Source organism: Bradyrhizobium sp. UFLA05-108, from assembly GCF_059803455.1.
Genome location: NZ_JBANAZ010000068.1, coordinates 1 through 20,559, shown reverse-complemented (window position 1 = coordinate 20,559; position 20,559 = coordinate 1). Strand labels below are relative to the sequence as shown.

The following is a 20,559-nucleotide window of genomic DNA, read 5'->3' as shown; positions in this document are numbered from 1 at the left end:
GCGGTTCTCGGCATGAATTTACAAATCCTAGAGCTGCCAAAGCTGATTACTGAGCGTCGAAGCTCGGCAATTTTCGGCATGGTGATCATCACCATGATGTGGGCGGGAGTTGCTGTAAAATACTTTGGCGATGTTCGGGCGGACGAACGAGAGGCGCATCGGGACGCTCATAACTTTGCGCTGGTATTCGAAGAGAATGTTCTTCGATCAATCGGAGAAATTGATAAGGCACTCTTATACTTGCGACGGAGCATTGAGACCCGGAAAAATTCGGTCAGTTTTAGCGCTATTGCCAATACGACCGACGTGCTGAGCGACATCATCGTCCAAGTCGCCATTATTGACGACAAGGGGATTATGCGCGCGTCGAACAGCGGTCCTCAACCCGCGCCTGCTCTGGATCTCAGCGATCGGGAGCACTTCAAGTTTCATCTGAACAACATCGCGGATCAGCTTTTTATCAGCAAGCCGGTGGTTGGCCGTGCCAGCGGAAAATGGTCCGTGCAATTCACACGGCGCTTCTTGAACAGTGACCAGACGTTCGGCGGCGTCGTCGTGGCCTCGCTCAATCCGGACCATTTGACGAAATTCTACAACAATATCAATTTTGGATCGGCAGCGGCGATCGCCCTGATCGGAAGTGATGGCGTGGTTCGTTCGAGTGGCGGGAGCGCGGTTGGTTACGCACTTGGAGACGATCTTAGCGGAACAGAACTGCTCGACCAAATGCGAGCCGGGGTCGAAACTACATTTGAAAGCATCGATCCTGCCAACAACGAGACGCGTTTGATTACTGTCCGCAACGTCAAGGGCTATCCGTTGTGGGTCAGCGTTAGCTTGAGCAAAAGCCAGATCTTGGAAAGTTCTTGGAACGCGCTCAAGTTGAATTTGTTGGTGGGCACCGTACTTACTTTGCTAGTTCTCATTGCTCTTGAGCAGCTTCTACGGATAGACGCGAAGGCAAGACAAAAAGCGAATCAGCTTGACCTTACGCTCGAGTATATGAACCAGGGAATTATGCTGGTTACATATGACCACCACATTCCGATTATCAATCGTCGATGCGGCGAATTGCTCGATTTGCCCGTAGAGCTCATACAGAGCCCACCAAGAGTCAATCAACTCGCCGAATACGAGACACCAACAGGCAAATTGACCGAGGCTTCAGTTCGGATCTTGGCAGATGTTGTCGCAGGAGAACTAGGTGTTAGCGAACGAACGATGCCGGATGGATCAATCATCGAGATTCGCAGGGAAAGTCTCCCCGATGGTGGATTCGTCCAAACCTTCACCGACGTCACGAAAAGATCGCGCGCTGAAGCAGATGCAGTCCGCCTTAGTTCCGAGGATTCACTCACCGGTCTCCCAAACCGGCGGATGTTCCGCTCCATGCTCGACCAGATGAGCCGCCGGCAACCACCGGCAGCAGTAGACAACGGGCAGCCAGCGGCGGAATTCGCTGTCCTATTTCTTGATCTTGATCGTTTTAAAAGTATCAACGATACGCTTGGCCATCAGACCGGCGACTTGCTCTTGCAGGAGATGGCCCGGCGCTTAAAGAGTGCGCTCGGTGCAAACGAGGTGCTGGCACGCCTCGGCGGCGATGAATTCGCAGTTGTTGTGCCAACGGTTGAGTCTCGACCAGCGCTTGAGTCCCTGGCGAAAAGTATGATCGAGGCGGCTCAGAAACCCTTTGAGATTGGCGGGCACCGCATCCGTTCCGGAATCAGTATCGGTATCGCCATTGGACCATGCGATGGAGTAAATTGCGACGACCTTTTGATTGCCGCCGATCTGGCGCTATACGCGGTCAAAGCGCAAGGTCGGGGTAGCTATAGATTCTATCATGCTGCAATGAACAGGGAGCTTAGGGAACGACGGCAGCTTGAGATCGATCTGCGCGAGGCTATCGAGCAAAATGAGATGGAATTATATTACCAGCCCATCCTCAATTTGCGGACCAACGTCATAACCGGGTTCGAAGCCCTCGTGCGATGGCGCCATCCGGTCAATGGCATGGTACCGCCGGCAACATTCATCCCGATAGCGGAGGATACCGGCCTCATTCAACCGCTTGGCGAATGGGTGCTGACAGAGGCGTGCCGCTGCGCAGCGCAGTGGCCGAACAATCTTAATATAGCGGTCAATCTTTCTCCGATTCAGTTTTCAGCTTCCAATCTCTCCGAGGTAGTGAGGCGCGCCCTGGCGGAAACCGGACTTCAGCCGCATCGCCTTGAGCTTGAAATTACGGAAGGGGTATTCATGACCAAGAATGAATCTACCTTAGGTACCCTGCGTCAGTTGAAGCAACTCGGCGTTCGTATTTCTCTGGACGACTTCGGTACCGGATATTCCTCTCTCAGTTATCTCCGGAGCTTCCCATTCGACAAAATCAAGATAGATAGGTCGTTTGTTTCTGACCTTGCTGAAGGCACCGAGCACGTTGTGATTGTGCAAGCCGTCGTTAGTATTGCTCGTGCTCTGGGAATGACGACGTTGGCAGAAGGCATCGAAACCGCCGGACAGTACGAATTTCTCGCGGCGCTCGATTGCGACGAAGGGCAAGGCTATTTGTTTAGTCGGCCTGTTCCAACAGCGAAAGTTCCTGAAATGATTGCCAAATGGTCGCCCGGGCGCAAATTTGTCGCCTCTAGAGTTTGAAACCCGCTCGTTTAGCCAGCGACTTTCTGAAGGCAGTATTCTCCAGTTTGTTCACCGGAAATCGGCTTTTTGGTTGGTCGACGAGCCTCGTGAACGAGCAGGAACAGGCCCGATGCAACAACAACTCCGGACCCGATCAGAAGCCAAAGCGTCGGTACGTCGCCCCAAACGAAAAATCCGATCGCAAGGGCCCAGACGAGCGTCAGGTAATAGAACGGCGAGACGGCTGCGGCCGGGGCCAGGTGGAGCGCTTGCGTCCAAAAATATTGTGCCGCGGCGTTTGTAAGACCACTCAGGATCAACATGATTGCGTCAGCCGGCGACGGCATCCGGAATCCAAACAGCAGTAAGAAAGAGTGAAAGAAGGTTACCGTAACCATCTGCCACATCAATAGCGTTTTTGCAGACTCAGTTGCGGTCATTCCGCGAACCGCAACAGTGACGCTGCCGTACATAACCGCGTTTGCCAGCGCAAACAATGCGCCAATCTGCAACGTGTCTGCGCCGGGATTTACCACAACGAGAACCCCGATGAATCCCATTAGGAGCGCGCTCCAGCGCGCGAGCCCGGCGCGCTCGTTAAGCCAGATAAAAGACAGCAATGCCGCCCACAACGATGCAGAAAAATTGATCGCGATCGCTCCTGCAAGGGGCATCAGACTAACGGCGATGACAGTGAACGTCTGCGAGATCGACTGCGACAGCCCGCGCGCAATGTGGGCGCGGGGCCGCCGAGTGTTAAAGACTGACATGCCCGTTGCCGGGAGGATCAGCGCGGCGCAGAGGACAAACGCAGCAGCGGAGCGAAAGAACATAACCTCGCCGACGGGATAGAGAGCGACCTGCCATTTCGATAGTGCGCTCGACAGTGCGAACATCACGCTCGCGGCGATCATGCAATATATGCCTGGAACAACGTCATTCTTCCGCAGGCCGGGAATGGCCAACGGGTTCTGTGGATGGCCGGCGGTGGTCGTAAGATCGCTCGTCATGTGTTTCCATGAAATTTGAAGATTGCTTCAGCGTTTGACGCGCGACTATTGCTCGCGAGCCACTAGCAAAATTTCGTCTCGCTTAGCTTAAGTCTTAAGGAAGTGTTATGGGTAATAGAAACAATTCATGGTTAATTTTCGTGATACATGGTGGCGTCTGAGTGCGGAACGTTCGAGCCAAACATTCCTTTGCCGGCTGCCTGTCCGGGTAATCGCCGAGGAGGTGTCTAAAAGTGTTCGATTTCTTCCAAGGAAATCTGGAGCCCTTGGGGATAGGCTGCCGACACTGAAATCTGAATTCTGTGGGAGCTGGAATCGTGAAAGTTGAGTCCAACGACGCAAGTTCGAGCGAGGTATGTAAAAGTCCCGTCGCTTCACGCTTATGCTTGGACGGAACGTGGTGGATAATCGACGCCAACGATCCAGATCTAGAAGCTCACATGAAGCAGTCGGCTTGCTGTTCTGATGGCGGGACTCGCAATGCCGATACGAATGTCGAGGCGCGGCGGCGAAATGGTACCGAAGGTCATATCCCAAGTCCGTTCCGGCGCAATGGACCGGCGCTCACAAACGACATGCCTTCGCCTACGCCAACAACTCCCTCATTGACCTGAAGGCCGCGATCGTCCTCGATGTCGAGGCAACGCGAGCCATCCCGCAGGCCGACGTCGCGCGCGCGGCGTCGCGCGGCATGATGGTCGGTCGGTTTGCCGCGTTTCAAGCGGCAGGCGTCGACCATTGCTTATTTTGATCGAGCAGGGCGAAGATGCGGTCGGTTGATACCGGCCGACCGATAAGATATCCTTGGACTTCATCACAGCTGGTTTGGCGCAAACACTCGAGCTGCTCGGTGGTCTCGACGCCCTCCGCGACCACGCCAATGTGCAGATCCTGCGCCAGCCTGATTATTGATTTTACGACCGCCGCGCTATCTGGCCGTGTCAGCATGTCGCGTATAAAGGACTGATCGATTTTGATGCGGGTGTAGGGCAATTTTAGCAAATAGGTCAGGGATGAAAATCCCGTTCCGAAATCGTCGAGCGCCACCGTCACTCCCAGTTGCAGGAGTGAATTCAGGAGCGATGATGCCGGCCCGTACTTTGAAATTAGCATCGACTCCGTTATTTCGATTTCAAGACGGCTAGGGGCAACTCTGGCCTGCGCCAGGGCCTGCACGATTGTTTGCAGGATGCTGGTGTTATGGAATTGAGCTGCAGAAAAATTGACGGCGACCCTGAGATCAGAGGGCCAGTTCGACAGCGTTGAGCAGGCGCGTCGGACCACCCACTCACCGATCGGGTGGATCAATCCGGTTTCCTCGGCAATTGGAATAAACTCAGCCGGCGAAATGACTCCCCGGACAGGGTGTTGCCAGCGCAGCAAGGCCTCAAAGCCGGTTACTCGGTTCTCGCGAATATCAAAGAATGGTTGGTAGACGAGAAAAAGCTCGTCTCTCCCGATCGCCTCCTCCAGATCCCGTTGCAGCGCCCTGCGATCGCGCGCTGATTTGTCGTCGCTGACCTCAAAGAAGCGAACCGTTCCGGGCCCCGCCTTTTTTGCGCGATAGAGCGCAAGGTCAGCATTTTTCAGGAGCTCATGAGGCGTATTGCCGTCGCGCGGGGCCAACACGATTCCGACGCTCGTCGCGCCCGCGATCTCGCATCTTTCGATCAGGAATGGCTCGGCGAAAGCGCCGACGAAGCGCTCCGCGATTTCCAACGCGTCTTCTACTTTGGCCAGGTTCGTCATGATCAGCGCAAATTCGTCCCCGCCGATCCGCGCGACAATATCGGTCTCACGCGCGCATCGCTGCAGTCTCGCCGCGGCCTGAATGAGAAACTCATCTCCTGCGGGGTGGCCGAATTTGTCGTTCACTTCCTTAAAGCGATCGAGATCAAGGAGAAAAACCGCGAATTCCTCGCCCGAGCGAGCCAACCGGTTGAGGGCAGCTTCGAGGCTTTCGTTGAAGGCGAACCGGTTCGGCAACTGGGTGAGGGGATCCCGCCGGACCCTCCTTTCAGCTTCCAATTGAGCAATGGTGCGCTTCGTGAATTCGAAAGAATTGGCAAAAACGCCGCGCAAAAGCACGAAACCATAGGCCACAACAAGGATGGCGACGAGCAGATAGACGAAATCGCCATTTCTGCCAAGGCAGATTGCCGTACCCATAAAAATTGGAGCCGTGAATGCAACCGCCGCCACCGGAATCGTAGCGAAGGCGAATGCTCCGCCCGCGAGCATCCCGGAGCAAAGACATGTGATCACGAGTTGGCCGCCATTCGAGGCGTCGGCGAAGAAAGCCACGGGAACGACCGCCCAGGCGGTCCCAAGAACGAGCGCATTTCGCACCAGCCGATGCATGGCCTGTCGGGAGACGAACTGCGGCTTCATAATCCGTCGTGATAAACGCGCCTTCAAGCCTATCGATAACGCGCCGCAAACCACGGCAGCTGCCCAGATCAGGGCATAGTTTCGGTCGGGCGAGTACCAGAGAGCAATCACGAGCACCGTCGCATTGCAGGCGTTGGCCAGCATTATTCCTAGCGAATAACCAAGCACGAGAGAGATCTGCTCCGCGCGAATGTGCCCTGCGACCGCTTCATCGGTCGCAGGGCCGCCGAAAGCCGCCAGATCCCCCGCGAATAGCTTCGAGAGATACGAGCTCAGATATATCCTCATCTGGGACCCCCGCAGGACTGTCTCTAACGTTGCCGCCAGTGGTGCTGGAAGGTCGCGGCAAACATTTGAGAAAAGATAAATTCTTGAAGTTCGCCACGATCGGCGCGGCATGGGGTGGCCGAACGCATTATGTAGCGGTGTCTAAGGTGGGGCCAAGAACTGGGCCGCCCCCGTATCCTCTGTAACCGCAAACGCGGGGGCACAGTTCTGTACGTTGCGTACTGACCTATGCTTTTGATCGATCGCCGAATTCAGTTAACCGGCCATGATGGCAGCCTGTGCGCGATCTGAATTAGACGGTGGGCGGTATGAGATCGACCGTGCTCTACGAAGATGAGATCCGCGGACGCATCGCAAGTTACGTTCGCATGCGCCGACGAGTTTCTCTATCGATGGCCGCCCGATATCTCGCCGCTTTCCCGCGCGATATCCGATGGAACGAAGCAATGCTGCGGGTTCACCGCAAGAAACGCACGATACGAACGCAGGGGCAGGTCTAATGTCGCCAAGGCCAATAGAGGTGATGTGTGGACAGGACGATCTCCGCATTCCTCTAACTAACCGGTGTTCCATTCCCGAGACCTAAGTACGAGCGCTGGCGGCAGAAGGCGCTTGAGGCGATGGCCGGCTCTTTTCTCGTCGAGCCAAGGCGGGACTGCTACCCTCGCTCCTACGGAGCAATCGTGGGTGTTTCATGCGCAATCGTGACCTTGTCTCCGACAGCTTCCTGACACTGACCGCGGTCGGTCTGGTGGTGCTCTGCTCGAGCCTGCTCGCCTTTGCGTTCACTTAAAGCGACCGCGCTCGTTAGTTTCGCCTTGACTATGATCTTTTCGGAAAACAGGTGCCCGGATCACACTCTAACCTTCGCGGGGAGCGGTGAGATGAGCAATTTCAGCCAGGAAAGCGTGCTCAGCGTCCATCACTGGACCGACAATCTCTTCAGCTTCACCACCACGCGGAATCCATCGTTCCGCTTCCGCAGCGGCGAATTCACTATGATCGGGCTCAAGGTCGACGAAAAGCCGCTGATGCGTGCCTACGGCCTCGCCAGCGCCCATTACGAGGACCGGCTGGAATTCTTCTCGATCCAGGAGCCGAACGATCCCTTAACCTCGCGTCTGCAGCATTTGAAGGAGGGTGACAGGATCACCGTGAGCCGCACGGCGACCGGGACGCTGGTCATCGACAATCTCGAGGATGGGCGCAATCTCTATTTGATCGGCACCGGCGCTGGTCTTGCTCCGTTTCTGAGCGTGATCAAGGATCCTGAAGCCTATCTACGGTTCGAGAATGTCGTGCTGCTGCATGGCTGTCGCCGAGCTCGCCTATGGTGAGATGATCACGGAAAAACTGCCGAGCGACGAGCTGGTCGGCGACTTCGTGCGCCACCAGCTGATCTATTATCCGACCGTGACCCGCGATCCTTTCTGCAACCGCGGCCGGATCACCGACCTGATCGCGTCAGGTAAGCTATTTACGGAAATCGAGCTGCCGGAACTTGAGCCGCAGCATGACCGCGTCATGATCTGTGGCAGCGCCGCCCTGGTGCGTGATACCCGCGAACTGTTGGTGGAGAGGGGCTTTGTTGAAGGCAGCCACGGCAAGCCGGCGCAATTCGTGGTCGAAAACGGCGTTTGATCCGTAGCCCTTGATTGTGTGAGATCGAACCGGGGCCTGAACTATCACCGTCGCCCGCCGGTGGCCCTGAAAGGGTGCCTGTTCTTTACCCACGCTTGCAGCCTCGGAAGTTTGGCACCTTTGGCGATCTGGCCGCGCACTTTACTCACGCTGCACCGGCAGGGGCGTCCGCTGTCACGTGCCATGCCGCCGTCGCTATCACTGCCCCTCGTGTCGGGTACTCCCTTAACCGGTCTAGTCGCCCGCGGGCCACGATCAGCAGAAGTCGGAGGTCGAGCACCGCACGCTATTCCGCTATTCGATCTGACTTCACAGCCCGACCCGCTCCAAGTTCTGTTGAGGGCGCGTGCGGCTGGCTGACGGGAGACGCGCCCCGTCGAGATCATGGAGCCGCCTCTTGGTGGAAAGCTCGCGAGCCCCCCTAATCTTCTGATTGTACTCGCCGACCTCCGGATGCGCGCGGCAGCACGCCGTCCGCCATAGCAAGGGAAATGGCCGCGGCTTTAGCGAATGCTCAAGCCAAGATATCGGCGGGCTCAAGCCGACGCGAACTGAAGGACACGGATCTCCCAATGCTCGAGCGTTTGAAACGACGAGGCGGTGTAGAGCGGAGCTAGAATGCAATAACCGGCGAATGGCAGATGGTAGAATTTGTCAATTGGCGTTCAAAATTGACGGGGCGGGGCGCATTGCCTCATCAAGAATGTTACCGGAGAACTGACCGTCAGGATTGGGGCGGCGTACCGAATCGGATCGGTATCGTCGATGGCAGGACGGATCAGCATGGGTGCGCGGCGCGAGATCACGGCAGCAGTGGTAGACCGCTATCGATCGGCAGGGCGGGCAGATAAGGGGCGCATTCTCGACGAGCTTTGCGCAGTGACGGGCTGGCATCGCAAGCACGCGGTTCGGGCGCTTACCATCCATGTTGCAATTTCGCCGGAGGTCCGCCGGCCGCGAAGGCCGACCTATGGCGCGACGATCAAGGATGCGCTGGTGGCGCTAATGGGAGGCCTCGGATCGGATCTGCGGCAAGCGGCTCCGAGTAATGATTCCGACGTTGCTGCCTTCGTTGGAGCAGCATGGCCGGCTTAAGCTCGACCAGGCCGATCGAGCCCTGGTGCTCGGCGTCAGCGCAGCCACGATTGATCGCCTACTGGTCGAGACCAAAATTGCGGCGGCCGGCGGTAAGCGCCGGCGGGTCGGTTTTTATTCGGCGGTACGGCGTGAAGTTTCGATCCGGACGTTCAACGACTGGCACGATCCGCCGCCGGGGTTCTGCGAGGTCGACATGGTGGCTCATGGCGGCACATCTGTAACTGGCTCGTTCATTCAGACGTTGACAATGGTCGACGTCGCGACGGGTTGGACCGAATGCATTCCGCTGGTGACGCGCGAGAGCGGCTTCGTGCGAGCCATGGAGCGCGCACAGAACCTGTTTCCTTGGCTCATTCGCGGCGCCGACTTCGACAACGACAGGGCGTTTATGAACGATGTCGTCGTGCCCTGGTGTCGCGCGCAAAAGATCGTGGTAACACGCTCGCGCGCCTACAAGAAGAATGATCAGGCTTTCGTCGAGCAGAAGAATGGCGCGGTCGTCCGGCGACTTGTGGGATACGGTCGCTTCGACGGCGTCGAGACGACACGCGTGCTGGAACGCTTGTATGCTGCATCGCGGCTGCACACCAACTTCTTCCAGCCGTCCTTCAAGCTGAAGGACAAGCGACGCGAGGGCGCCAAAGTGATCAAGCGCTATCATGTTCCCGCCACGCCCTATGAACGCGCACTGGCGCATCCGAGGTTGAGCAAGGTCGTCAAAGGGGCGTCCTTGAGAGCTTTATCGCACGCTCGATCCTGTGGCCCTGCTGGCCGAGATGAGAGACGCCCAGGCGGAGCTTGGCACGCGCGTCAGCGCCCGAGCGGGCAAGCTCGCGGCAGCAGCGAGCCCACCGGTACCGACAACGAACGCAGCAGCGTTCGCGAAGAGGCTCGGCAATGATGTGCATTTGGGGGAGCTGCGCATCATCCATCGGCGTCTGCACAAGCCATACAAAAAGCGCATGAGAATGCCTCAATGCTCGATCCGCACCTGGCCGACATCGAGCGCTGACTGGCGGCCGAGCCCCGTCTGACCGCGCTGGCAATTCTCGGGTCGCCTCGCTGAATAACGCCCCGAACAGTTCGGTCCGGCGCAGCACACCATCGTGCAGCGATTGTTGCGATCGCTCAGACGCAAGGCAGCCGAGACGATCATCCCGCGCACGGCTGAGGGTACGGCACTGGCCGGTGATCCCGGGACCGGGGCCGCCGCTGCGTGTGATGGGCACTCCGCGACGTCCCCAGTCCCTCCGATCCTGCGAGCAATGACGCAACCTCGGACCGGCCGACAGTGGGGGCTACATCCGTCAAGCGAAAGTAACATCCTCAGGTGAGGCAATACGCAGGGTAATCTTACGGGGCGATCGCGATTAGACCCTCGACGGCAACGCGCACGATCTCGCTCGAACCCGGATTCCACTACTGCAAGATTTACATTTGAATCCGTGGGACAGTCTCGGAGGATCTGAGCCTCGTCCACGTCGCGGGAGATGAGCCGATCAGGGCCGAGGCCGAACGCCTTGCTGGAACGCGCCGGCCGGTCCGTCGATTGCTAAGAGGACTTCGGACCCCGACGTGTTTTGCGTCCCACAACGTAGATTTGATCGGTGCCGAATCTTGCGTCTGTATTGCTCGACGAGCTATTGCCTTATGGCCGCATGTGACCGACGCCGTTAGAACTTTGCTCGCTTCCGCTCCCAATGCGAAAGCCCTGTTGCTGCTGCCGCCCCAACTTTGGATACCAATTTTATTGACTATCGCGCCCTTCCACCGGATATTCACGAGCAGCATGATGTGCCGCTCGGGGCCACCCTAATGAGAACGAACGATCGAAGCGTGACGAGCAACATGCAAAATCGCATGTCTCATCGCTGCGTCTCGGCGGCGACCGGCGTCTGTTGTTGATTCGTATCGACAAATCCAAAGCGATCGACAACCAGACAAGGAGCGCCGGAGTTCGGCGATTGAGCACTAATGTCCCAAGCCTATGTCATCGAAGTATCGAATCGAACCGCGGGCATCGTTGTCAGCGAGGAGCGCGGCGTTCGCTTCTTCTCATCCGAACGTGCCTTTGACAGCCTTGACGGCGGTCATTTTGGCTCCGCCCGTGCCGCGGAGCGTGCGGTGAGGGCGCTTATCGAGCAGCGGCGGCAGGTCCGGCACTAAGCAGCCTTGAATTGGACCCATCAAGCATCGTTGCAATATCATTGAGGAGAGTCGGATGATTACCCGTAGCCGCTGGTGTAGATGGATTGCTGCGTCGTTGGTCGGCGCGGTTGGTTTCATCTCAACGGCTGCCTCTGCCGGTCCAACGCTCGACAGCATCAAGTCGCGTGGTCTTATCAAGGTCGGGGTCGGCACCACGCCCGGGTTTTTCGCGCCAGACAGTAGTGGCCGGTGGCAGGGCTTCTTCATCGACTATGGACGCGCCTTGGCGATCGCGGTCTTTGGTGACGCAGACAAGGTGGAGTTCACGAGCTCGTCGCCGCAACAGCGTCTGCCGGCGCTCCAATCTGGCGAATTCGATGTCCTGCTGTCCGGCGTGACTGTTACGATTACACGCGCGTTCAAGCTCGGGTTCCATTTTGGGCCAACCATCTTCTATGACGGGCAGGGGATTCTGGTCCGCAAAGACGTCGGCGTGACGTCGGCATCTCAGCTCGACGGCGCCACGATCGGCATTCAGAGCGGTACAACAGGCGAGCTCAACATCGCAGATTTCTTCCGAAAGAGTCAGCATAAGTTCACTCCGGTCACGATCGAGGACACCAGCGAATTCGTTTCTGCCCTTCAGTCCGGCCGCGTGGACGCGATCACGCAGGACTCGTCAGATCTGGGCGCAAAGCTCACCCAGCTGAAGAAGCCGAATGACTACGTCCTGCTACCGGAGCGACTATCGAAGGAGCCACTGGCGCCGGCGGTGGCCAGTGGGGACGACCGCTGGCTTGAGATCGTCAATTGGACCGTGAATGCGACCATTCAGGCCGAGGAATGGGGCATCACCTCCCAGAACATCGACAGCTTCCTGAAGTCGGACGATCCAGCCATCCAACGTTTTCTGGGTGTCGATCCCTCACTGGCGCAGGCAATCGGGCTCGATCCGAAATGGGCCTACAACATCATCAAGACGGTCGGCAATTATGGCGAGATCTTCGATCGCCATCTCAAGCCGCTCGGCTGGGAGCGCGGCTATAACAGGCTGTGGACCAGCGGCGGTCTATTATATTCTCCGCCGTTCCGCTGACATGCGTCACTCATGAGCGCTGCGCCCGAAACATCGCGCGCGGCGAAGAAACCGGGCATGCAGCGCCAGGTCTCGGGCTGGTTGGGTCCAAGGCCGGGGTTGCAGCTCGTGATCGTGGCGGGCGTCCTCGCTGTCGTCATCCTGCTCGGAGCTAACATCGCGACCACCATGGCGCGGATCGGGGTGACACCGGGCTTCGACTTCCTGGAACGCGCGGCCAATTTTGAGATCGGGGAGGGCATGATTGCCTTCCGTGCCGGCGATAGCTATGCGCGGGCCATCGTGGTCGGTCTCTTGAATACGGCCAAGATCTCGTTGCTGGGCTGCTGTCTGGCGACGATCCTTGGTGTCTCGCTCGGTATGATGCGGCTTTCGGGCAACCTGATGCTATCTGGTCTTGTGCGCTGGTATGTCGAGATTGTTCGCAACACCCCGCTGTTGTTGCAGCTGTTCTTCTGGATCGCTCTCGCCCACGCCCTGCCGCCGCCGCGTCGCGCCATCACCTTGCTTGATGCCGTCTTCCTGACAAACCGCGGTGTGTACGTGCCGGGCATCGTCATAAGCGATCTCTCGGTCGGAGCGATGCTGGTTGCGGCCGCTGTGTTCGGGGGCTGGATTTGGCTCCTTCGGCGCGGCTGGAGCCAGAAGCGGGCAGGTCTGCAGGCTCCGCTGCCGGCCTCCGCCTTGAGCATTCTTTCGATCGGTGCGGTGCTCGCAGTAGGCGGCACAAAAATTGGCATCGAAGTGCCGGCGATCAGCGGTTTCAACATTCGAGGCGGCTTCAGCCTGACGCCCGAATTTGCCGCGCTCCTGGTCGGACTAACCGTGAAATTTTCTTCGATCATTGCGGAGATCGTCCGCGCCGGCATCCTGTCGGTCAGCCGGGAACAATGGGACGCTGCAAGTGCCCTGGGACTTCATCGCGGCAAGGTCATTCGGCTGGTCGTCCTGCCACAAGCCTTGCGCGTCATCACGCCATTGACGACCTCGAACTATCTCGATCTCGTCAAGGACTCCAGTCTCGCTGTCGCGATCGGCTATCCGGATCTCATGAACATCGTCAACACCACCGCCAATACGACTGGGCAGGCGTTCGAAGCGCTGCTGATCGTCGTAGTGCTCTATCTCGCCCTGAACCTCGCCGTCTCGGCGTTGATGAATCTCTACAACCGTAGGGTCGCGTTGCGCGGGGAGCGGACGGCGTGACGGCGATCGAGGCTGGAAGGCTGCGTCCAAGACGTCAGGAGCGGCTCTGGCTACGACTGCGGACGGGTCTGTTCGGGACCTGGCTGAATTCAGCCATCACGGTGATCGTAGGCCTGCTCGTCTTGTGGCTTCTGCCGCCACTGCTCCGCTGGCTGGTGCTTGACGCGACCTGGCACGGAACCTCGGTGGACTGCCTGGCGCATGACGGCGCGTGCTGGGCATTCGTCGCAGCCAAGCTGCGCTTCATCATCTTCGCGTTTTATCCGGTCCAACTCGTGTGGCGCCCGGCACTTGTGTGTCTCCTGCTCGCTGCCTTAGTGGCCGTTACCGCCATGCCGCGCTTCTGGCGGCGCGGGCTCGTGGTCGTCTGGCCGGTCGTCATTGTCCTGTGTGGGCTATTGATGGCCGGCGTACCTGGGCAGTCGCCGATTTCATCGAATCAGTGGGGCGGGCTGCCTGTAACCCTGCTGGTCTGGGCGGTCTGCTTTGCCGTGTCGGTGCCGTTGGCGATCCTGCTGTCGCTGGCGCGGCGATCCAGGATGCGTGCGCTGCGGTGGCTTGCGATCGGCTACATCGAGTTCATGCGAGCGATACCGATGGTCGCAATCCTGTATTTTGCCACGCTAATTTTGCCCATGGCGCTGCCGGCGGGGCTCTCCACCGACAAGATGCCGCGCGCGATGATCATGATTTCGCTGTTCTGGACGGCCTATATCGCCGAGGTGATGCGCGGCGGTCTGCAGGCCGTTCCGATCGGTCAGGAGGAGGCCGCAACCTCGCTTGGATTGGGTTATTGGCGGGCGATGCGGCTGGTCATCCTGCCACAGGCCGTGCGTATGGTGGTCCCGGGTCTGGTCAACCAGGCCATCGGCTTCCTGCTCGCGACGTCCTTGCTTGCCGTCATCGGCATCGTCGACATCCTCAACGCAGCCAAGGCGGCAGCGACCGATCCGAACTGGCTTGGATTTTACAAGGAGGCATTTCTGGTCGTGGCCATGCTCTATTTCGCGATCGGATATAGCGGCTCGCGTTACAGCCTCTGGCTCGAGCGGCGCCTTGGTCGCTCCGATCCACATTGAGGCTTGCGGATCTACGTGACCGTGGTGCCGATTCGTCAGTCGAAGGGCAAGGCGCGGTTGGTTGCCATCGACGTGATCGAAGCGCGCGATCGTCTGAGCGCTCGCGCGCGGTAGGCAGGGATTGCGGGTCACAGGACGAATCGCCAGGTCGGCTGATGTGGCCCTGCGGGCAATGTATCCTGGCGGACTACCAGGAAGCGACAAGCGACCTGGATCCGCTTTGGCCTAAGCCTGCTTGGTCAGGATTACGTGCCGAGCACCGCGCCGATCTCCAGAGCAATCGCTGGCGAGCCGCACCGTCCTCGCCGTGCCGGTAGGGTCCAGAAACACGAATTTGATGTGGCGTCGCTCCGGTTACCGCCTTCAGAAAGCGACGCAAGCTGCGCGCGTCGGAATTCGGCGATCGATTCGACGCTATCGTCGGTGCTCTGGAGCTTGCGAATGGCCGCCGTCACGAGTTTGCGCTCGCGCGATTGGCGGAAGCCACCTTCGGCTAGGAAGCGGCGTCCCATCGTCGCGGGGCTGACGCCTGCCCGCTGGGCAAGATCCTTCAGGTGAACAGGGCTCGGACAGTGCAAATCCTTACGCATGTGCAACAAGCTACTTTCATGCTCGATGAAGTCGAGCCACAAGCGGAAGCACTCCCAATGCGGATTGGCGCCGGCGCGATTGGCGGTGCGGCGGCCGAGCAAGGCGCGGGGGAACCGCATTCCGGTGACCGGGCCCAGTGGCCAATCGAAGCGCCAGAGATATACGAGCACGCGGTAGTCGCGGAAAGGGCGAGACATTGTGATGATTCCCAAACCAGCCGAGAACGCCACACAGTTCACTAGACGTGGCAGGCCGAGCTTACCGCAGATCAAGAGATAGGCTAGCAGTGCATTGATGGGTATGGCCGCGAGCGTGATCCACAGGACCAGCGCTGGCCTGTTGAGCGCGACCGTGAAACTGCGGATAACCGAGAAGCACAGTGCGGGCAAGATGCCACAGGCAAGTCCCAACATATATTGCTGAGCAAGCTATGCCGTAGCTGGCGCTTGGCCAAGCGCAAGCACGATTCTTTCGCCCCGCGCCAACAAGCCCATCATTGAGACCCACAGGACAAGCGCGGCCCAGAGACCCATGCGCAGCGAGCGCCTCACAAGGTCCGGGTTGCTAGTTAGCCCCAAAGGCTTCCGCGGCAAGCGGTCCCACCGCAGACAGAACGCCAAACCCGAAGGTGAAGCGGACGGACAAGAGCGTGCCGACGAGCGCGACTGCGGCAACTGCCTCGGTGCCGAGCCTTCCGATCAAGGCAAGATCGGTCGTCATTATCGCGACTTGCCCAAGCTGTGTCAGCACCAATGGCACCGCGAGTTTCGCGGTTTCCCGGAGTTCGGCAGTGAGGTGATGATCAGCTACCGATTTCGGCAGTCGGCCACGCCACGATGATATGGGTTGTGTTTCGGCTTTCTTTTCCACGAAGTCAGGCTGCTCCGTTCTGCCTCGTCAAACGAAATCGATTTTTGCTCCGCTGAGAGGCGTTTCTCGCGTGGCAAGGTCGAGCCTCATACCCATCGCACGATATTCTCTCTCGGGGCAAAAGTGGCGATCGTCGCTATCGCCGTCCGTCTGTTGTTTCGAGCTGCGTCTGGTTCAAGACATCGATGTCCCAGGCGCGACAGTAAGAAAGGAAGTATTCCGGCAGCGCAGCGAAAGGCGATTGGGCTTTCACGAAAAGCTCGCAAAATAGGATTGGCACGTCGGTTGCTTGAGATGCTGGGCTAATCCGTTACGACACCATCCGTCTAAGAGTTCAGATGCAACTTGCTCGATCAATCAAAATCAGTGCCATTCTGATGCCGTCACTCCTGTCAGTTGTGCGCCGGCCACGAGGACGACACTCATCTCCGGTTGCTGCGGGTTCTGGACCAGGACAGCGCTGCACCTGCAATTGGACGGACTGGTGCAAGTCAAGAGCGACTGCGTACCACGTTCGACAAGTGCGGGCAGATCGGTCCGGCGCACGTCAGGCGGCAGCGCGTCAGACTGCAGCCGAAGCTGGGAGATGTAGCAGCTGCGGGTGCGGAGCCAATGTTGTCAATGCAAACAGGCGGCGTGACGCCGTCGGTGGTTGCTCCATAGCGATGAGGCTGTTTCGGCCGAGGTTTTGATCTTCTGAACGAAAAGAGGGCATCATGGCGAATACTAGTAGCGCGGCCGGAAAGGGCGCGGGTGTACCTGCCGCTCGCGGGACGATTTTGGTTTGGTCTGATTATCCATTCCGTGATTGAAGGAGGGTGCTATGCAGCAAACCATCGACGGCAAGATCGGACCGGATGGGACTTCGGGCGACATCCGGAAAACCGCGAGTTCGTTTTTGAAGTTCCGCGGGATAGATCATATAGCCATTGCCGTGCTCGATCTTGAGGCGTCAATTCTCTTCTTTCAGGACGTGCTGGGTTTCGAGTTGAAAGGCCGTTCTCACATCAAGGGGGAGGCGACAGGCATGCTTTATGCTAACCTCGAGAGCGGTGGTATCAGGTTTGTTTTGTGTCAGGGCACTGAGCCAACCTCTCAGGTCTCAGAGCTGGTGCGACGTAACGGTGTTGGAGTTGCTCACATTGCTCTTGAGGTCGACGACGTGGATGCTGCTGTGCAGACCCTAAAGTCCCGCGGTCTGGCATTTGATACGAATGTGATTCGTGGTCCTGGACTGGCGCAGACCTTCTCGAGTCGCTCCATTGAAACGGGGCTTAGCTTTGAATTCATTCACCGAGATGGAGAGAGTGGCCTCCTCGAATCGAATGTTCAGCAGCTTTTTAGCCAGCTTGAACAGTCGGGCAAATATTGACGGAAGAGGCAGGACCTCCGGTCGTGCGCGTGCTCCAACATCTCCATCGCCTAGCCCCTCTTTCAAGGCTGCCTAATAGGTACCCGGCTGCAAAGTTCAGCGATCACGTGCTTGAGCGTGCTGTCGTGTCCCTCTTTCTCAGCTTTCACACTTGCGTCTGCGGGCCCATTCGCCGGTCGGCTCGGCTGGAGTGTCAAGATAGCGCATGGATCTTCCCCGTTGCACGCCGGCACGCGTCTTGGCCGCGGAATTGGGCTCGTCGCGGTAACATCCGGCGTGTCGCAAGTGTTGAAGAGCTAGCGACCTCGCTGAATGCTCAAGTGGTGGACTGGCTATTTTCTGTTTTTAATCCGTTCGCATTGCCAGCAGATGTGTTTGGGCGAGTTCGTCAAGGCGATTTCAAGTGCCACGACGGCCCGTTGGCGCGGTGTGCGGGAACAGCGGCAACCTCTTGGGCGCTGTTGGCTCAAGACACCGAATATGCCGGCACCCATCGCATCGATGGTGGTGCGGACACCAGTGACCGGGTAGTTCAACCCCACGTCTTGATTACGCCCACCGATACGGCGGCAACTCTTAACCTCAAATGCTGCGAGGCCGAAGTTGAGGGATTGCGCGAGCTTCTGACCGTTTTGGCGCGTGGAGAGGAGCTCAGTGCCTGTTCGCAGGCGCTAGTACGTCGACGCGAGTTTCCCGGATATCGACGTCCGGATGCGGTGAGCTGCCTGCGAGGGGATCGATCCGCGCAAGATCTGTCAGCGACGACGCCCGCCCTGGACTTTGGGCCGTATCATTCCAGCCGGTCATGTCTGTCCAAGGCTGTTGTGGGCGATGACGTTGTCGCAATCAGGTGCTTGGAGGTGTCGTCTAGCCGCTCGGGCTTGTCGGGGGCTCTCTCCTTGAAATCGGTCATTGGCGTGTGGCGACAGGTACGGAGGATGTCGGTGTTTGGTTCGGCGGCTCAGATGGTCGGCCTGTGGACGCGCGGGCAATCGCGAGGCATTCCGGCATGGATATAGGCCGCCGCCTCCCCCCCTTAACCGAAGCTGAGGCGCGGTGCACAACAGTTGCCCGTGAATTGTTGGCATCTCGTGAAGAGTTCTGGCGACAGCGACTAGAGCAGTTCAGGATAGTTCAGCTTCCGTTTTCGTCGTCGTTAGAAGGCAAGACTCCGGCGACGTGGCAGTCGAGTGCTTGGCTCATGCCGAGTGCGTTGGCTGAGCTCCCCCCCAGTGATCGTACAGAACATTTGTTAACGGCCTGGTTGATCTATCTCGCCCGCACTACGGGGGAATCAGAACTTCAATTGGGATGGTCTGCCGCGCCGCATGGATCGCGAGCCGGCGGGAAGGCCGTGGAAGTCCTTCTCGCGACCGCCGTGCCAATGGTGGTTGCTATAGATCTAAGTGGTGACTTTGCGCAGGCGCGCAGAGCGGTGGCGACCGAATGCGTTCAGCTGAGAGAGAACGACAGCTTTGCCTGGGATCTTGTCACGCACTGCCCCACGTTGCGGAGTGCAGAAGTGCTGCGATCGCGGCGCCCCTGGCCGATTGGCGTTACAGTTACGGAAGAGAGCTGTTCTGCTGCTGAACATTCAGCTTCGAGCCCCAATTCTGAGATAGCTCGCTCCGGTGAGTTGCTGACGCTCGAGATTTGCGCTCTCGATGGGCGCTTCCGATGGCACTTTGACAGTAGTCGCTTTGCTCCCAAGCAGATCGACTGTATGACGCAGCATTTGCACAATCTGTTGCGTGCTGTGATGGTTGATGCGCAGCAGCCGGTGGCGCGCATCGGGCTGCTATCGTCCGATGAGCGCAGCTACCTCTTGGAGAAGCTGAACCGGACGGCGGCGCCTTATCCTTCGGACCGGTGTATCCATGAGCTGTTCGAGGCGCAGGTCCGAAAGACGCCGGGTGCGGTAGCCGTGGTCCATGCTGACGCGCGCTTAACCTATGGCGAGCTCAATACTCGGGCGAACCGGCTCGCGCATCATCTGATCGCGCTTGGGGTGAAGCCGGGTGATCGCGTCGGGATAGTGCTTGATCGATGCATTTCTCTTGTTGTCGCACAACTGGCAGTTCTGAAGGCGGGCGGGGTCTATGTACCGATTGATCGCGGCGTTCCAGTTGGGCGACAAAGCTGGATTATGACCGACTGTGCTGTGCGTCTAGTCCTCGTAGGTGACGAGAATGATGGCCGGCTTGAGATTGCGATTCCTATCTTGGCCATTGAGCCAATTATGGCTGGAACAGGGCGTAGTACCGATCCTGGCCTGGCATTGACCGCCGAGGCTCCGGCTTACGTGATGTACACCTCGGGGTCGACCGGCCTTCCGAAGGCGGTGGTTGTTCCTCATCGTGCTGTCAACCGTCTCGTCATCAACAATGGCTATGCGGAGTTCACCTCGATTGATCGCGTGGCCTGGGTAGGCAATCCCGCCTTTAGTATCAGCACCCTGGAAGTCTGGGCGCCACTGCTACACGGTTCGCGCCTAGTTGTGATTCCACACACAGCTGTGCTGCAACCGGAGGTGCTGCGGACTCTGCTTCGGCGGCACCGCATCACCGTCCTGCATTTGACCGCCGGGTTGTTCGGCCAGAGCGTTGATGAGTTAGGCCCGGTGCTAGCGAGTTTGCGATTTCTACTAGTTGGTGGTGGCGCGGTCGATGTGGCGGCCGTAGCACGGGTTTTGAGCCGAAGCCGACCGCAACATCTCTTGCACTGCTACGGTTCAACCGAGACGTCGACCTTTGCGACGGTCTGCGAGATCACCGCCATTGATCAGACAGTCCGCCGACTACCTATCGGCCGTCCGATCGCGAACACGCAGGTATATCTGCTTGACGGTCACCGTGGGCCTGTTCCGTTTGGGGCGGTGGGCGAGCTCTATATCGGCGGGGCGGGAGTGGCGCGCGGCTATCTGAACCGGCCCGAGCTGACGGCGGAGCGGTTCATCGCCAGTCCCTTTGTCGACGGCGACCGGCTGTACCGCACTGGCGACCTGGCGCGCTATCTGCCGGACGGCAATCTTGAGTTTCTGGGCCGCAATGACGATCAGGTGAAGATCCGCGGCTTCCGCATCGAGCCCGGTGAGATTGCGGCGCGGCTCGCCGAGCACCCGTTGGT

12 protein-coding genes and 1 pseudogene are annotated in these 20,559 nt (G+C 58.5%); 9 read left to right on the top strand and 4 right to left on the bottom strand.

The window, feature by feature from the left end:
- Window positions 1-12: 12 nt before the first annotated feature.
- On the top strand, window positions 13-2,661 hold the full coding sequence (locus tag SO140_RS35775) for a bifunctional diguanylate cyclase/phosphodiesterase (protein WP_498543782.1): 2,649 nt from the start codon (window positions 13-15) through the stop codon (window positions 2,659-2,661).
- Between the two features lie 11 nt (window positions 2,662-2,672).
- Here the strand turns inward: SO140_RS35775 and SO140_RS35770 are convergent, their stop codons facing one another.
- Both SO140_RS35770 and SO140_RS35765 read right to left on the bottom strand, forming a co-directional pair.
- Window positions 2,673-3,653, bottom strand: coding sequence for a DMT family transporter (locus SO140_RS35770; RefSeq protein ID WP_498541728.1), 981 nt, complete (start codon window positions 3,651-3,653; stop codon window positions 2,673-2,675).
- 717 nt (window positions 3,654-4,370) lie between these two features.
- Window positions 4,371-6,332 (bottom strand): putative bifunctional diguanylate cyclase/phosphodiesterase, encoded by a 1,962-nt coding sequence (locus tag SO140_RS35765; protein ID WP_498543781.1) that lies wholly within the window; start codon window positions 6,330-6,332, stop codon window positions 4,371-4,373.
- Between the two features lie 884 nt (window positions 6,333-7,216).
- Between SO140_RS35765 and SO140_RS35760 the strand changes: the two are divergent.
- From SO140_RS35760 to SO140_RS35735, 6 genes and pseudogenes are all read left to right on the top strand, one after another.
- A pseudogene (locus SO140_RS35760) lies at window positions 7,217-7,973 on the top strand (ferredoxin--NADP reductase).
- 1,072 nt (window positions 7,974-9,045) lie between these two features.
- Window positions 9,046-9,972 (top strand): integrase catalytic domain-containing protein, encoded by a 927-nt coding sequence (locus SO140_RS35755; protein WP_498543780.1) that lies wholly within the window; start codon window positions 9,046-9,048, stop codon window positions 9,970-9,972.
- Window positions 9,973-11,045: 1,073 nt separating this feature from the next.
- A complete protein-coding gene (locus SO140_RS35750) occupies window positions 11,046-11,237 on the top strand; it encodes a hypothetical protein (protein WP_498541732.1) in 192 nt (63 codons plus the stop codon).
- 55 nt (window positions 11,238-11,292) lie between these two features.
- Window positions 11,293-12,315, top strand: a complete 1,023-nt coding sequence (locus SO140_RS35745; protein ID WP_498543779.1) for an amino acid ABC transporter substrate-binding protein — start codon at window positions 11,293-11,295, stop codon at window positions 12,313-12,315.
- A gap of 57 nt (window positions 12,316-12,372) precedes the next feature.
- On the top strand, window positions 12,373-13,521 hold the full coding sequence (locus tag SO140_RS35740) for an amino acid ABC transporter permease (RefSeq protein WP_498543778.1): 1,149 nt from the start codon (window positions 12,373-12,375) through the stop codon (window positions 13,519-13,521).
- Window positions 13,518-14,600 carry an amino acid ABC transporter permease gene (locus SO140_RS35735; RefSeq protein ID WP_498543777.1) on the top strand — a complete coding sequence of 361 codons (1,083 nt, stop codon included), beginning with the start codon at window positions 13,518-13,520 and terminating at the stop codon, window positions 14,598-14,600. The genes SO140_RS35740 and SO140_RS35735 overlap by 4 nt, the downstream gene beginning before the upstream one ends.
- 245 nt (window positions 14,601-14,845) lie before the next feature.
- Here SO140_RS35735 and SO140_RS35730 read toward each other — a convergent pair whose 3' ends face one another.
- Window positions 14,846-15,604, bottom strand: coding sequence for a helix-turn-helix domain-containing protein (locus tag SO140_RS35730; protein WP_498543776.1), 759 nt, complete (start codon window positions 15,602-15,604; stop codon window positions 14,846-14,848).
- Window positions 15,605-15,755: 151 nt separating this feature from the next.
- Entirely contained in the window at window positions 15,756-15,911 is a 156-nt protein-coding gene (locus SO140_RS35725) for an MATE family efflux transporter (RefSeq protein WP_498543775.1), read from the bottom strand.
- Window positions 15,912-16,884: 973 nt separating this feature from the next.
- Here SO140_RS35725 and SO140_RS35720 point away from each other — a divergent pair.
- Entirely contained in the window at window positions 16,885-17,433 is a 549-nt protein-coding gene (locus tag SO140_RS35720) for a VOC family protein (RefSeq protein WP_498543774.1), read from the top strand.
- Window positions 17,434-18,787: 1,354 nt separating this feature from the next.
- Window positions 18,788-20,559 (top strand): non-ribosomal peptide synthetase (locus SO140_RS35715; RefSeq protein WP_498543773.1); only part of this gene is annotated, 1,772 nt, incomplete at its 3' end.

Excerpts from the sequence above, each read along its gene's own strand:
- SO140_RS35775 (WP_498543782.1), top strand. The coding sequence starts at position 13 with ATGAATTTACAAATCCTAGAGCTGCCAAAGCTGATTACTGAGCGTCGA.
- SO140_RS35770 (WP_498541728.1), bottom strand. The coding sequence starts at position 3,653 with ATGACGAGCGATCTTACGACCACCGCCGGCCATCCACAGAACCCGTTG.
- SO140_RS35765 (WP_498543781.1), bottom strand. The coding sequence starts at position 6,332 with ATGAGGATATATCTGAGCTCGTATCTCTCGAAGCTATTCGCGGGGGAT.
- SO140_RS35750 (WP_498541732.1), top strand. The coding sequence starts at position 11,046 with ATGTCCCAAGCCTATGTCATCGAAGTATCGAATCGAACCGCGGGCATC.
- SO140_RS35745 (WP_498543779.1), top strand. The coding sequence starts at position 11,293 with ATGATTACCCGTAGCCGCTGGTGTAGATGGATTGCTGCGTCGTTGGTC.
- SO140_RS35740 (WP_498543778.1), top strand. The coding sequence starts at position 12,373 with ATGCAGCGCCAGGTCTCGGGCTGGTTGGGTCCAAGGCCGGGGTTGCAG.
- SO140_RS35730 (WP_498543776.1), bottom strand. The coding sequence starts at position 15,604 with ATGTTGGGACTTGCCTGTGGCATCTTGCCCGCACTGTGCTTCTCGGTT.
- SO140_RS35725 (WP_498543775.1), bottom strand. The coding sequence starts at position 15,911 with ATGACGACCGATCTTGCCTTGATCGGAAGGCTCGGCACCGAGGCAGTT.
- SO140_RS35720 (WP_498543774.1), top strand. The coding sequence starts at position 16,885 with ATGCAGCAAACCATCGACGGCAAGATCGGACCGGATGGGACTTCGGGC.